Genomic DNA, 14,233 nt, shown 5'->3' on the forward strand with positions numbered 1-14,233 from the left:
CGTGCAAGTTTGGGAGCTTCTGAAATTTTCGGGAGTGCTTCACAAATTGCTTTAATGAAATCTCCGCGCGAAATATAATTATCGAGTTTATTAACAAGTCCTGAGTCGCCGTGTTCAGTTACAAGACATTTTTGCGCCTTGTTGATTAATTCTTTTGCGTCCCGTCGTGTTATGAGTTCATCAACACCGAAAACGCCTTTGTCATGACCTCGAATAAGTGCCATTGCTAAAACAGGGTCGTCGCGATCTTCAATATTATATGACGGTGCATGAGGATATTCATTCGGGATTAAGAATCCGTACATATTTGAAATTTGTATAGTTTTATTGAGCGGGTGTTCGGGCGGAACATCAGAATATTTGCATAGCGATAAATTGACTCCTGCGTTCAATAATGCCCATTGTACACGCATAGGATGAATCAATTTCGGCGGTTTGTTGTCGTGTGCGCTCAAAGCTGCTAAAGCTCCTGCTGCTTGACCGGTCATCATTGTTATTGGCTGAAGTCGTAAAGCTCCGGCGGTGAGTCGTGTCATTGATAAATTTTTCTCTGCTGCGATTAGTCCGTCGATTCCTTCAGGGATTAATATGCGCAATGGAACTTGAAACGGGCCTCTTGGACGATTAATTATCATAAAATTCATTTTCTCGTTGAATTCCCATTCCATATCTGCGTCTGTAGCTGCTCCGTGAAGGTCTAAAATGTAGCCTCCGATTGCGATTGCGTCATAAAATTCGTGGCTTGTGTGTCCGTCTCTGTAGCTTAAAGAATTCTGCAAAAGCTCGTGAGATGTGAGAGTATATTTGCCTATAATCCTTCTTGACTCGCGTACATATGGAATCGGCGGCATTCTCCGCGCTATTTCCTGCCATTCATAGGGGAGACTGCGTGCTGCTTCAGGTAGAATTTCATTATAATATTCATCATCAGCTACTGACCATTCTTCGCCGAGTTCGTTTTGTATGTAATAAATGAAGTTGAGAGTCTTTATTAGTGCGTCGCGTTCTATTTGCAGGCGTAAAACTCTGTCTTCGAGATAATCAGCGGGGAGTCCTCGTTTGCCGTGCCAGCCGTAAGTGCCGGGGTAATCATTTGCCCAGTTGACTCCGGTTTTAGAGATATAAATTCTGTGAGATGCGTCTGCGTCATAGCTGTAAGGAGTTGACGAGTCCGGGAGTCCTCTATAAGCGTTGTGAGTCATAAAATTTACAGGAGTCTCGATCGGGAAAACGTTTCTGAAATTAAAACCGTCTGCGCTGACAAATGACTCATAATTTCTTTTCGCGAGTTCATAACCGGGCAAAGGCGATAAAGGCCGTAAATTTGCGGGGACTCCTGCGGGATATTTGCGTATAACGGCTGTCCAGGTTATATCTTGAATCATTGAGTCCTGGTTATAAAATTTTGCTTCGGAATTTCCGACTCTGTAATTTATTTTTGCTAAGGGTAAAATGTCGCCGTATTCTGTAGCATCGATTAAAGTTTTGCAGTGATAATTTTGTGTGCCTGATTGAGTTCTTACTGTAACGCCCGAAATTTTTTTATCGTCTTGTTGAACGCTTATAATTTCCGAGTTCAGCATTAAATCAAGAGTTCCCTTGCGTCGTGCGTCGTTTACCATGTCCATTAAAATTTCGCGGCCGATTCTGGGTTCGAATGCTTCTGCCTGCGATGTCCAGTAACATGTGCCCATTGATTTGCCGCGTGAGTCATAATAATTTTTCAGGCGGTTAAAGAATTCGAGATAAATTCCGCTTTTTTGCCTGCTCATATCGTCAATTGTTGAGACTCCTGCTGCGATTGCCTGACCGCCTATCATTGAAGAAGGTTCTACGACGAGGACGGATGCTCCCATTCTAGCTGCTTGTATTGCGGCAGAAATTCCCCCTGTTCCTGCTCCTGCGATTATTACGTCGTAATTGCTGCGTGATTGTTTTGCGTATAAAGTGGTAGAAGTCGAGAATAAAAATATTGCTGTAAATAAAATTAATTTCTTAAACAAATTCAAAGTGTAATAGATCCTCCCGATAAAATAAATTCTGTAAATAATACACCATTAAACATTATAACGGCGGAAAAAATTTTTTTAGCGCGATAAAATGACTCTTGCAATTAATATAGCGCAAATAAATAAAAGAGTCAGAGAAAAATTTTATTTCCTGCTGACTCTCTCTTACAATCGGGGCGAGAGGATTCGAACCTCCGGCCTCATGGACCCGAACCATGCGCGCTCGCCAGACTGCGCTACGCCCCGGTATTATTTTGCTAACAAGGGGCATTCTATCACGTGAATTTATTTGCGTCAAACGCTGATAATTTTTTCTGGAAATGTGATATAGTTAACGCACTTGATGCAATAAATTTATAATTTCACACAACCGCGTGCACATGCAAAAATTTTATAATTATTCACGAAAACTTTTCGAAATATTTTCCAGTAAGAAATTTATTGTACTAATACTTTTACTGATACAAAAAGTTTTAAATTTTTCAGTATTCGCAAGTATTAACAGATAAAAAATTTTTCTTATCGCTAAAAAATTTATTTACACAATAATAAATCAATAAATCATTAGCTAAAGAAAAAAAATATTTGGGTTGCAATATAAATCACTTGAAAAATTTTGAAGTAGGGTGCTTTGCCCTCGCTAAGTTCACAGCCTTTAATAAATTTGCGCGCAGTTCAGTGGGACTCGTAACGCCGTTCACAGTGCCGGATATAAAATTATTGCCGATGTATAATGCTCCGTTTACGACGTGAATCTCATAGGGTGCGAGTTCAAGTTGTAAATATTTGTCGAGAGCTTCACGAATCTGACGCAAAATCGTGCGCGACTCCGGAGTCTTCAATCCTTTAGCAACAACAACGCCGTCAATAGTTAATTGCGCATTCACGTTATTTTCTTTTATGTCAGTGCGTAAGAGTCCAAGCGGATATTTGCGCTCAATGGGAATTTTTCTATCGTGCAAAATTTTTACTGCGTCGGCGAGTCTGTCTTGTGTTCCGGGGTGATTCATGTAGATTCCATATTCAATTATCGGCTGCTTGTATTCTTCGGCCATAAAACGCTCAAAAAGTGTAATCATCCCAGTAGGCGAATAACCTGACTTTATGAGAGCTTCAAGTCCGAGTCTGTCAGCTTCCTTCTCAAGTTCGAGAGTATAAGAACTAGTTATCGCAATCTGCGCAAGACTCGCAAGAACTATCGGTGCGCCCGCTCCTGTTCCGATACCTAATATCATAGCAGCTAATGTAGCAATATTTACTTTGTTCGTGTCAGCTGCCATGCGTAAAGAATGCCTTTGATCCGCGTGAATCATTTCATGTGCCATAACTGCCGCTAATTCTGAGTCAGTCTTGAGGGCTTCAACGATTCCAGTCGTGAAAAAAATAAATCCCCCCGGCAAGCAAAACGCGTTCAAATTTTCTGTCTTGACGAGTCTTACTTCCCAATTTATTCTGCGTTCCATGAAGGGCTCTAACTTGTTTAGAATCATCTCAAGTCTTGAAGTTATTGCAGGATCTGTAATTATTGGCCATTGTTCTTCGATTTGCTTAATTGCTTTGAGGCCGATTTCGCGTTCACGTTCAAGAGTTGTGCTGTTATCTTTATCTGCTGCAAACGAAAAATTTACGAACAATAATAATATAACTGCTGACAATAAAAATTTTCTCATCTAATAAAACGCTCCTCCCATACGTGAATATCTTGCGGCGGCCCGGTGCATTGCTTTACGTTCTGAAATTTTTGACCTTAGCCCGTCTGAATGCTGCTTTAATTGATTTATTGCCTCGTTTTGTGCGCTGATTATGTCTTCTGAAATTTCGCGGGTCTCCTGAACTAATGCGCGTAACTCTGAGTCTTCAGGATATAAAGCTAAAATTTTCGCTCCGAAGCCTTCAGGTGTATTATTATTGACTGGGTCATGAAGTTCTGAGAGTCCCGAACTATAAAGCAAATCACGCCATGAATCAGCGAGTAATTGAAGTTGTGAAATAATTTCGTCCTTCTTAGGTGCGAGCCTGAATAATTCGTCTGTATCGCCATCAAGGGCAATGGCCTCAAGTTCCCTAGAGATCATCGCCCGTAATGTTTTACAAAGTGTTATTTCGCGTGAAATTAACTGCTTTGCCTGCGTTAATATGCTGCTGTTATCCTGCAAGCGTGAAACCTCCGGCTTTGGCTGTCTTTGCGGGTGCTGCTGCTTTGTATGCTGTCTGAGTCGGTGCTGCCGGTTTTGTTGGTGCTGATTCCGGTTTCTTGCCCTCAAGCTCTAAAATCGCGTTCTGCAAATCTTTATCTTCGGGGTGGGCTGCTTGATATTCCTGCAAGAGCTGCACTAATGCGCTTTCCCACGTAGCTTTTAATTCTTCGAGCATTCCGCGCACGACTCTAATATTGTCGGGTTCTTTCTTCATGTTAGCATCAACTAATAATTGATACATGTATTCATAAAGCTGCATTAATTTATCGGCCATTTCTCCGCCCTTATCGCGATTAAGAGTTACCATAAGTTCGCGTATAACTTCCTGAGCGCGTATATTTTCCCTGTTTGCTAAATCGTAGTCAGGTGAACCGCCGTTTTTGCCGAGCATTGCATTTTCTGCCGCGTGACATGCTTTGATCCCGATGTCGTACGTGATTAATAAGAGCTGTTCTTTCGTTGCGGTTGTGATTCGCGTGGCCTGATATGTAAATTGAGCGTTATTGCTGTTTACCATTTTTATATTCCTCCTGAAATTTTTTCTTTCTCACTCACTGCACTTAATATCGGCGATAAATTCCGCAACGTTTAGCACATTTTGCATTAAACGTCAAGATTTTTAACTTCATGAGCGTGTGTCTCGATAAATTCTCTGCGCGGCTTAACGTCATCGCCCATCAAAATATCAAACCATTCATCAGCAAGCAAATTATCATCAAGGTCTATCTGCTTTAAGATTCTATTTTCTGGATTCATAGTTGTTTCCCATAACTGTTCGGGATTCATTTCGCCGAGACCTTTATAACGCTGTACAGTTACTTTGCTGGGATCTGACGCGCTGTCGACGTGATAACGCAATTCTTTATCAGTGTAGCAGTAATTTACAGTTTTTCCGCATTGAACGCGATACAAAGGCGGTTGAGCTAAATATAAATATCCATGCGATAAAAGCTCAGGCATATGACGATAAAAGAATGTCAGCAAAAGTGTGCTTATGTGAGCTCCGTCAACGTCTGCATCTGTCATGATGATAATTTTGTGATAACGCAGTTTTGTTGCGTCAAATTCCGCACCGATTCCGCAGCCGAGTGCAGTAATAATCGTCTGAATTTCTTTATTAGCTAACATTTTATTCATTTGGGCTTTCTCGACGTTAAGAATCTTCCCGCGTAACGGCAATATCGCTTGAAACGTTCTGTCGCGGCCTTGTTTTGCGCTGCCTCCTGCACTATCGCCCTCGACTATGTATAATTCTGTATTCTCTGCGTGCTTTGATGAACAATCTGCTAATTTTCCGGGAAGAGTCATCCCTGACATTGCACCCTTGCGGACGAGTTCACGAGCTCTCTTTGCTGCTTCTCTTGCATGCCTTGCGCGTAAAGCCTTTTCTACGATGGGCCTAATAATTTCGGGTTTGTCCTCAAATGCTGCTAAGAGTCCTTCATATATTAGTGAGTCAACAGCTCCGCGAACTTCACTATTTCCCAGCTTAGTTTTTGTCTGGCCCTCAAATTGCGGTTCACTTAATTTAACGGATAATACGCAGGTTAAGCCCTCTTTCAAGTCTTCGCCTGATAAATTCTCTTCTTTTTCCTTCAAGACTTTATTTTTTCGTGCGGCCTCGTTAATTGCCCGTGTCAATGCCGATCTGAATCCTGCTAAGTGAGTCCCGCCCTCTATCGTGTTAATCAAATTTGCGTATGTATAAATATGTTCCTGATAGCCGTCGTTATATTGCAAAGCTGCATCAATCGAAATATTATCGCGCGTTCCTGATAAAACAATGGGATCTGCAAATAACGCGTTTCTGTCCTTGTCTATGTATTGCACAAATGCGCCTATACCGCCCGTGAAATAATATTCTCTGCTTTCGTTAGTGCGTTCGTCATGAACAGAAATTTTTAATCCTGGATTCAAGTATGCAAGCTCGCGAAAACGACTCTTTAACGTGTCTAACGAATGATGAACATCTTCAAATATTTCACTGTCGGGCATGTAATGAATCTTTGTTCCGCGCCAATCTGCTTTATTTCCTGTTGTAAGGTCAGTTACAGGGATTCCGCGCTCAAATCTTTGAGTCTTCTCGATTCCGTCGCGTGCAATAGTGATGACTAACCATTCTGACAAAGCATTAACGACAGAGACTCCGACACCGTGAAGACCTCCGGAGACTTTATAAGCTCCATCGCCGAATTTTCCGCCCGCGTGCAGGACAGTTAATACAACTTCACTAGTTGGCCGGCCGTTATAAGGGTGAGGATCTGTAGGAATGCCTCGGCCGTTATCCTGCACAGTTATGCTCTCGTCGGTGTGTATAGTAACTTGAATATGATCGCAAAATCCCGCCATAGCTTCATCGACGGAATTATCTACAACTTCATAGACTAAATGATGAAGACCGCGCGCAACTGTATCGCCGATATACATTCCGGGACGTTTGCGTACTGCTTCGAGACCTTCAAGAACTTTGATACTTTCTGCGCCGTAATTATTGATATTAGATTCCATTATGAGATAAAAAATTTTTCTCCTTATCATGTAATTTAACGCGTATTATTATAACAATTCGCGGACGATATTAAATCAAGAATTTACGCAACATACAGAGATTTGAACGGGTTAATAATGCTGAAGAAAAAATTTCTTGCCTATCTGTGTTTATAACGCGCAGAAAACTTTGACAGGGCTTTAAATTTTGCAAACTTTCTGATAATCTAGCAGCAAATTATATTAAAGGAGGCAAAATTTTTATGTATCAGATCGTATTAATCAGACACGGTGAAAGCGCATGGAACAAGGAAAACAGATTCACAGGCTGGACAGACGTTCCATTATCAGAAAAAGGTATCAACGAAGCTCGCGAGGCCGGAAAATTATTAAAGGCTGAAGGATTCAAATTTGATTACGCGTTTACTTCAGTGTTGAAGAGGGCAATAAAGACTCTCTGGCTTGTTCTCGAAGAAATGGACTTAATGTGGATACCGATTCAGCACTCATGGAAATTAAACGAGCGTCATTACGGAGCTTTGCAGGGACTCAACAAGGCCGACACAGCAGCAAAATTCGGTGATGCTCAAGTAAAAATTTGGCGCAGAAGTTATGATGTTCCGCCGCCTGTCCTAGAGAAATCAGACGAGAGATACCCCGGCCATGATCCGAGATATGCAGGTCTCAGCGATTCAGAACTGCCCTTAACTGAATGTCTTGCGGATACAGTCGCGAGAGTCGTTCCTTTCTGGCAGGATTCAATTGTTCCCGCAATAAAGTCCGGCAAAAAAATTATTATTGCTGCTCACGGAAATTCTTTGCGCGCACTCGTTAAATATCTCGACAACGTTTCAGAGAAAGATATTCTCGAACTTAACATACCGACTGGAGTCCCGTTACTTTATGAGCTTAACGACGATATGACTCCGAAATCACACAGATATTTGGGTGACGCAGAAGCAATAGCAAAGGCTCAAGCAGCAGTCGCGAATCAGGGTAAAGCAAAATAAATTTTTTAAGGAGGTCGATAATTTATGCACTTCTCCGACAGAATAAAAGCGTTAAGATTTTCGCCGATAAGACGATTAATCCCATATGCTGACGAGGTAAAAGCTAAGGGCAAAAGAGTCTTGCACTTGAACATAGGCCAGCCGGATATAAAGACTCCGGACGGATATTTTGAGGCGATAAAAAAATTTCATCCCGCAACAGTAGCTTATGCAACTTCACAGGGAATCCCCGAATTACGCGACGCAATGAGCGCATATTATCACGGAATAGGAGTCCCCTACGATAGAAATGATATTTATGTAACGTGCGGAGGTAGTGAAGCTCTCTCGTTTGCTGTCATGATTTTATGTGATCCCGGCGATGAGATTCTCGTCCCTGAACCTTTTTACGCGAATTATAATACTTTTGCAAATTGTGCGCTCGCTAAGTTAAGGCCGATTCCTACAACAGCAGAAAACGGTTATCATTTGCCGCCCGAAAATGTTATAGAAGGCTTGATTACTTCAAAGACTCGCGCAATCTGGATGTCTCACCCATGCAACCCGACCGGCGTTCTTTACACACCTGATGAAGTCGGAATGATTTGCAGGCTCGCGAAGAAACATGATATTTTCATTATTGCTGATGAAGTTTACCGCGAATTTAGATATAACGACGGCGATTTTGTGAGCTTTGGTTCTATCAAGGACGCGCAGGACAGAGTCATAATGGTCGACTCGGTTTCTAAGCGTTACAGTGCGTGCGGTGCTCGTATAGGCTGCATTGCAATAAAGAATAAAGATTTTCTCGCTGAAGCCATGAAATTATGTCAAGGCCGGTTAAGTGTCTCTTCACTTGAACAAATAGCAGCTACGGAATTATATAAGACTCCTAAAAGCTATCTCGAAGAAGTCAACAAAGAATACAAGATGAGACGCGATGTACTTTATCAGGGATTAAAAGCTATTGACGGCACAATCTGCCACGAACCTGAAGGCGCGTTTTACACAATGGTAAAATTCCCGATGTTAGACAGTTCCGAGAAATTTATTATTTGGATGCTTCAGAATTTCGACATTAACGGCGAGACAACAATGGCAGCTCCCGGCAATGGATTTTACGCGAACCCGGATCAAGGCATTAACGAAATGAGAATAGCTTACGTCCTCAAGAAAGAAGATTTAGAGAAGGCGTTAAATATTCTCAAGCAGGCAATAGCAGCTTATCCCGGCAGAATCGAAGCAATAAAGGCGTAAAGAAATAAAAATTTTGTCCCGGTCTTGAACGTGAGGCCGGGAATTTTTTTATTGTAACCCGCAAGAAGACGATTATCTCTATAGGTGGGAGATAAATTGCGCTAATTAATTTAGTTCTGTATAATTCCTCCAATGCTCGTTGTAGACCAGATATACGGGGCGGCACGTTGAAATATCTGGATAGAGCAGAAGACAATAAGAGAAAAGCGAAAGATATACCACTGGGCAAGCTAGGAAATTACGCCTCTGGAGATAATGTTCACCGCCCCAGCCGCTAGGAGAGCGAAACGAATGTCGATCTGAAAGAAGGAGGAACGCGCCCAAAAGAAATATAGTACCTGTGGGACGCAGGGAATTAACGCCTTTGGAGAGGACGTAAGACACGCTGATGAAAAACAGAATGCAGCCTCGTAGAATTAGGAAGCTCCAGCCTCTATAGACGGAGTAGTTCATTGTTGTATAATATTTCGCAAAAGGAGTGAGAATTAAATCATGTTAAGCGATTATACTTGGGACGTGATAGCAAAAGAGTCCGAATCTCTCGCGAAAAGATTCAACGCCGTAACTAAAAACGTAGCAAACGCTAATACACCAGGTTACGCACGTCATAATGTCTCATTTGAAGATCAGCTCAAAAAAGTTATGGAGCAAGATAAACATTTACACATGACAGTAACAGACGCGGCGCACATTCCTTCAGCACCGTTGAAAATCAGCGACGTTCATGCAGCAGATATAAAAATTATGGACGAACAATATAGATTAGACATGAATAACGTAGACCCAGAACGTGAAATGGCTATACTTGCTGAAACCCGCATGATGTATAGTGCTTTCATGCGTATAGCTACGAGCAAAAATGCAACGTTAAGAAGTGTCATCGCAGGCAGATAAATTTATTAAAGGAGGCGGGAAATTATGCGAATCTTTGACAGCATGGAAATAGCCGGAAGTTCTTTAACTGCACATAGACTCTGGATGGACACAATTTCGTCAAACTTAGCAAATATCAACACAACGCGCACAAAAGCAGGAGGGCCATATAAGCGGCGTGTTCCGGTTTTCGCGGAAATGCTTGACGAGACTCTTGACGGTTATCACGACATCGGCGGAGTTAGAGTCATCGGCATAACTGAAGATAACGGCGCACCTAGAATGACTTACCAACCAGATCACCCCGACGCAAACGAACAAGGTTATGTCGCATATCCAAATGTAAATTTAGTTCGTGAAATGACTGATATGTTAGTCGCAAGCCGTGCATATGAGGCAAATTTAAGCGTCGTTACAACCGGCCGCGATATGTGGAACAGCGCACTTGAAGTCATGAGAGGATAAAAATTTTTCCCGGATAGATTATATGAGTCTTCCGGGATTTATTTATTCAAGAAGTTTACTATAAATTCGCTTAATTCGTTAATTCCTTCGCCCTTTTCCGATGACGTTATCGCAGGCACATCAACAGAATATAATTTATCGCGTATATAACTTTCGCGCGTGGTCTTCCATTTTCCGTGAGCTATCTTGTCAGCCTTAGTGAAGACAACGAAAATATTTTTTCCCGACAAATTTATATATTCCTGTAACTCTTTATCGTTTGCTAATAGTCCGTGCCTGAAGTCTACAAGGTGGCAGACAAGTTTTAGAGTCTCTCTATTATTCATGTAAGCTGACACAAGTTTTTGCCATGAGTTACGCTCTGTTTTACTTCTCGACGCATAACCATAGCCGGGCAAATCCACGAGTCTTAACGCAAAATTTTCTCTTGTCTCGACACGATAAAAATTTATACTGCGAGTCTTGCCGGGGGTCTGTCCTGTTTTAGCGAGTCTCGTGCCTAATAACGCATTAATTAATGATGACTTGCCCACGTTCGAACGTCCTGCAATGGCGATTTCCGGCAAATTTGAGTCTTCCTGCAAAAGCTGCCCCGGCGTGAAACATGAAGCCTCAAGCCGGGATTTGACAAAAATTTTATTACTCATGAAGCAAATTATCTATTGAGATTTTATTATTCCGCACAAATTCGGGAGTAATAACTAATTTTTTCCCGCGTTTTTCAGAGTCAGGCAATGAAGGCATCTCGAACTCTAAATCAAGCATTAAGTTTTCCATAATTGCGCGCAAACCTCTAGCACCGGTCTTTTTCTTTACTGCAAGTTCAGCAATTAAATCAAGAGCTTCGGGGGTAAATTCGAGTCTTACTCCGTCCATCTCTAAAATTTTCGTGTACTGCTTGACAAGTGCGTTCTTGGGTTCCTGCAAAATTTTTATAAATGCCTCTTTGTCGAGTTCCTCAAGCGCAACAAAAACGGGAAGTCGTCCTACAAGCTCCGGGATAAATCCATAAGTTACAAGATCTTCCGGCTGTACTTTGCTTAAGATTTCATAACTTCCGGATTTCTTTGCTAGTTCACCGCCGAATCCCATAGATTTTTGCAGCTCTCTACGCGCGATAATGGGTTCGAGTCCGTCAAAAGCTCCTCCGCAGATAAATAAAATATTTTGCGTGTTAATCTGTATAAATTCCTGTTGAGGGTGTTTGCGTCCTCCTTTGGGCGGAATGTTCGAGAGTGTGCCCTCAAGAATCTTCAATAATGCCTGCTGGACTCCTTCGCCTGATACATCGCGCGTGATTGAGGCTGACTCAGATTTTCGCGTGATCTTGTCAATTTCGTCGAGATAAATAATTCCGCGTTCTGCTGCCTGCAAATCGTTATTAGCTGCCTGAAGTAAACGGACTAAAATATTTTCGACATCTTCACCGACATAGCCCGCTTCAGTCAATGTAGTAGCGTCTGCAATGGCAAAAGGAACGTTCAATTTTCGCGCGAGAGTCTGTGCGATTAAAGTTTTTCCGGATCCTGTCGGGCCAAGTAAGAGGACATTACTTTTTTGCAGCTCTACATCAGGATCTATTTTTCCTTCGAGATTATTTCTGACTCTCTGATAATGATTATAGACTGCAACGGAGACAACTTTTTTTGCGCGTGCTTGGCCTATGACGTATTGATCTAAATAATTGCTTAAATCTTTAGGCTTAATGCTGTCCCCTATTTTAGTATTGCTTCTGTAGCCCATTGTTAAATCAACCTGCTTGTCTGACAAATCTTCAAATAAATTCAAAGTCGGTTTATCTTCGTCGGGCTTGGTCGCTAACATAATATTACATACTGCTATGCATTGATCGCAGATTCTTACGTTGCCATTAGGGCCCTCGAACATGTCATCAACTTCTGCGCGCGATTTCCCGCAAAATGAGCATCTGTCGTCGTTCTGAATAATTTTTTTGCCGCTCATAATTTATCGAGCCTCAATTATTTTATCGATAAGGCCGTATTTGAGTGCTTCGTCGGCTGTCATGTAATTATCTCTGTCGGTGTCCTTAGCGATAGTTTTTATATTCTGGCCGGTGTGAGACGCTAAAATTTTGTTCATGCGTTCTTTCGTGCGCAAAATATTTCGTGCCTGAATCTCTATATCGCTTGCCTGACCTCGTGCACCCCCTAAAGGCTGATGAATCATCATTTCCGCGTTAGGAAGTGCGAATCGTTTACCCTTTGCGCCTCCTGCGAGTAATACTGCTGCCATGCTTGCCGCTAACCCCACGCAAATTGTAGAAACCTGCGGCTTGATGTACTGCATTGTGTCATAAATTGCAAGTCCTGCGCTGACACTTCCGCCGGGGCTGTTGATGTAAATATTTATGTCCTTGTCGGGGTCTTCGCTCTCAAGAAATAATAATTGAGCAACTACAGAATTTGCGACATCATCAACTATCTCAGAACCTAGAAAAATTATTCTGTCCTTGAGTAATCGGCTGTAAATGTCGTAACTTCTTTCGCCTCGTCCGGTTTGTTCTATTACATAAGGAATATAATACGACATTAATTAATTCTCCTGTGACTCTGGCTTTGAGAGTTCCTTAACTTCTTTCACTGTCATGTGAGAAATAAGAACGTCCGCGATTTTTGCCCAGCGTAATTCATCAGTGAGTCTATCGAGCTGTTCTTTGTGCTCGTAGAAAAATTTTGCGACAAATGCCTTGCTGACGTTTAATTGTTTGGCTCTGCGTTCAAATTCTGCGTCGAGGTCTTCGCGTTCGAGGTGGACATCAAATTTTTTCGCGCATTCATCCATGACTAACACATTTTTGACGGCGGTCTCTGCTCTATCGCGTAAAAGTTTTTCATAACCTTTGCGGCCTTCTTCAGTGTCGAGTGCGTAGACCTGTTCTAATTCGACTCCGTTATCCTTTGCCCAGTGTTCGTCGTCGTGTCTCATTGCTGCCATTTGACGTGTGATGAAATTTTCGGGGATCTCGACTTTTGATTTGCTCGCGATTAATTCTACTGTGCGATTCTGCAAATCTGTCTTGCTGGTCTCGTTGACTTCGTTTGTGATGTCCTCGCGGAGTTTGGCTCTGAATGCTGACTCGTCCTTAATTTCGGTGTTCTGGCCGAAAACGTCTTTATAAAATTGTTCGTTGAGTTCCGGCAAAATGTACTCTGAAATTTCTTCGATCTTCATCACATATTTAACGTGCTTGCCTGCTAAAGATCTCTCGGAGTGATTCTCTTCAACGTCGAACTCTGCAAATGCTTCATCACCTTTTGACTTGCCGATTAATGCATCTCTGACGGGCTGTCTGATTGTCTCGTCGGAGAGATTAATTTTTTCGTGTGATGGTTCGGGCTTGGGCTGTTCGGCTGCTTCTGTTCCGTCGGGGTTAGTAACTCTGATTGTTAGCTCAAGGTCAACTAAATCGCCGTCTTGTATGGGACGTTCTGCGGGTTTGATGTCGGCGAGCTGGATTCTGATTCGTTTTTCGAGTCTGTCAACTGCTTCATCATTTACTTCTCCTGTAACTTTTTCGATTTCGAGGCCGTCAATTTCGGGTAGTTCGACTTCGGGGCGCACTTCAAATGTAAGCTCGCACATTACGTTTTTGCCTTCTTCGATTTTCTCTGTTACGTTGAGTGAAGGCGAGTCGATTGGGTCAAGCTCGTAATCTTCGACAATTTTGCGAATCTCATCGGGCATTAATTTTTCGAGAGCTTCATTATAAATTGCATCGCGTCCGAATCTCATTTCAAGGATTTTGCGGGGTGCTTTACCTTTTCTGAATCCGGGAATATTTACCTGCATTGACAATTCATTTAATGCGCGGCTAAGTGCTTTCGTGAACTCGCTGGCTTCGATTTCTAGCTTAATTTTTACGATATTTTTTTCTTGTCCCAGCAATTCTGTTCTCATTATAAATTCAGGACTCCTTTGTGAAATTACAAATTGC

13 protein-coding genes and 1 tRNA gene are annotated in these 14,233 nt (G+C 42.1%); 4 read left to right on the plus strand and 10 right to left on the minus strand.

The annotated features are described in order from the left end of the window. The 6 genes from IJT21_00335 to gyrB all read right to left on the minus strand — a co-directional run. A partial coding sequence (locus tag IJT21_00335; GenBank protein MBQ7576694.1) for an FAD-dependent oxidoreductase occupies positions 1-2,009 on the minus strand: 2,009 nt, incomplete at its 3' end. 171 nt (positions 2,010-2,180) lie between these two features. Then, positions 2,181-2,255, minus strand: a tRNA-Pro gene (locus IJT21_00340). 356 nt (positions 2,256-2,611) lie between these two features. Further along, positions 2,612-3,679, minus strand: a complete 1,068-nt coding sequence (locus IJT21_00345) for a M48 family metalloprotease (protein MBQ7576695.1) — start codon at positions 3,677-3,679, stop codon at positions 2,612-2,614. Beyond that, positions 3,680-4,165 carry a flagellar export chaperone FlgN gene (gene flgN, locus IJT21_00350; protein MBQ7576696.1) on the minus strand — a complete coding sequence of 162 codons (486 nt, stop codon included), beginning with the start codon at positions 4,163-4,165 and terminating at the stop codon, positions 3,680-3,682. Then, positions 4,155-4,724 (minus strand): flagellar export chaperone FliS, encoded by a 570-nt coding sequence (gene fliS / locus IJT21_00355; GenBank protein MBQ7576697.1) that lies wholly within the window; start codon positions 4,722-4,724, stop codon positions 4,155-4,157. The genes flgN and fliS overlap by 11 nt, the downstream gene beginning before the upstream one ends. An 86-nt stretch (positions 4,725-4,810) precedes the next feature. Continuing rightward, positions 4,811-6,715, minus strand: coding sequence for a DNA topoisomerase (ATP-hydrolyzing) subunit B (gyrB, locus tag IJT21_00360; GenBank protein ID MBQ7576698.1), 1,905 nt, complete (start codon positions 6,713-6,715; stop codon positions 4,811-4,813). A 242-nt stretch (positions 6,716-6,957) separates the two neighbouring features. On the opposite strand from gyrB, the gene gpmA reads away from it, so the two are divergent. The 4 genes from gpmA to flgC all read left to right on the plus strand — a co-directional run bounded on the left by gpmA (position 6,958) and on the right by flgC (position 10,278). Continuing rightward, positions 6,958-7,704: a 2,3-diphosphoglycerate-dependent phosphoglycerate mutase gene (gene gpmA, locus IJT21_00365; protein MBQ7576699.1), complete on the plus strand. Its 747-nt coding sequence runs from the start codon at positions 6,958-6,960 to the stop codon at positions 7,702-7,704. A gap of 24 nt (positions 7,705-7,728) precedes the next feature. Continuing rightward, positions 7,729-8,940: a pyridoxal phosphate-dependent aminotransferase gene (locus tag IJT21_00370; protein MBQ7576700.1), complete on the plus strand. Its 1,212-nt coding sequence runs from the start codon at positions 7,729-7,731 to the stop codon at positions 8,938-8,940. 492 nt (positions 8,941-9,432) lie between these two features. Continuing rightward, positions 9,433-9,834: a flagellar basal body rod protein FlgB gene (gene flgB, locus IJT21_00375; GenBank protein MBQ7576701.1), complete on the plus strand. Its 402-nt coding sequence runs from the start codon at positions 9,433-9,435 to the stop codon at positions 9,832-9,834. Between the two features lie 24 nt (positions 9,835-9,858). After that, positions 9,859-10,278: a flagellar basal body rod protein FlgC gene (gene flgC, locus IJT21_00380; protein MBQ7576702.1), complete on the plus strand. Its 420-nt coding sequence runs from the start codon at positions 9,859-9,861 to the stop codon at positions 10,276-10,278. A 38-nt stretch (positions 10,279-10,316) separates the two neighbouring features. Here the strand turns inward: flgC and IJT21_00385 are convergent, their stop codons facing one another. The 4 genes from IJT21_00385 to tig all read right to left on the minus strand — a co-directional run. Continuing rightward, positions 10,317-10,925 carry a YihA family ribosome biogenesis GTP-binding protein gene (locus IJT21_00385; GenBank protein MBQ7576703.1) on the minus strand — a complete coding sequence of 203 codons (609 nt, stop codon included), beginning with the start codon at positions 10,923-10,925 and terminating at the stop codon, positions 10,317-10,319. After that, positions 10,918-12,240 carry an ATP-dependent Clp protease ATP-binding subunit ClpX gene (clpX, locus tag IJT21_00390; protein ID MBQ7576704.1) on the minus strand — a complete coding sequence of 441 codons (1,323 nt, stop codon included), beginning with the start codon at positions 12,238-12,240 and terminating at the stop codon, positions 10,918-10,920. Before clpX ends, IJT21_00385 begins: the two co-directional genes overlap by 8 nt. Before the next feature lie 3 nt (positions 12,241-12,243). Continuing rightward, positions 12,244-12,828 carry an ATP-dependent Clp endopeptidase proteolytic subunit ClpP gene (gene clpP / locus IJT21_00395; protein MBQ7576705.1) on the minus strand — a complete coding sequence of 195 codons (585 nt, stop codon included), beginning with the start codon at positions 12,826-12,828 and terminating at the stop codon, positions 12,244-12,246. Between the two features lie 3 nt (positions 12,829-12,831). Continuing rightward, positions 12,832-14,233 (minus strand): trigger factor (gene tig, locus IJT21_00400; protein ID MBQ7576706.1); only part of this gene is annotated, 1,402 nt, incomplete at its 5' end.

This window comes from Synergistaceae bacterium (assembly GCA_017443945.1).
Lineage (GTDB): Bacteria > Synergistota > Synergistia > Synergistales > Aminobacteriaceae > JAFUXM01.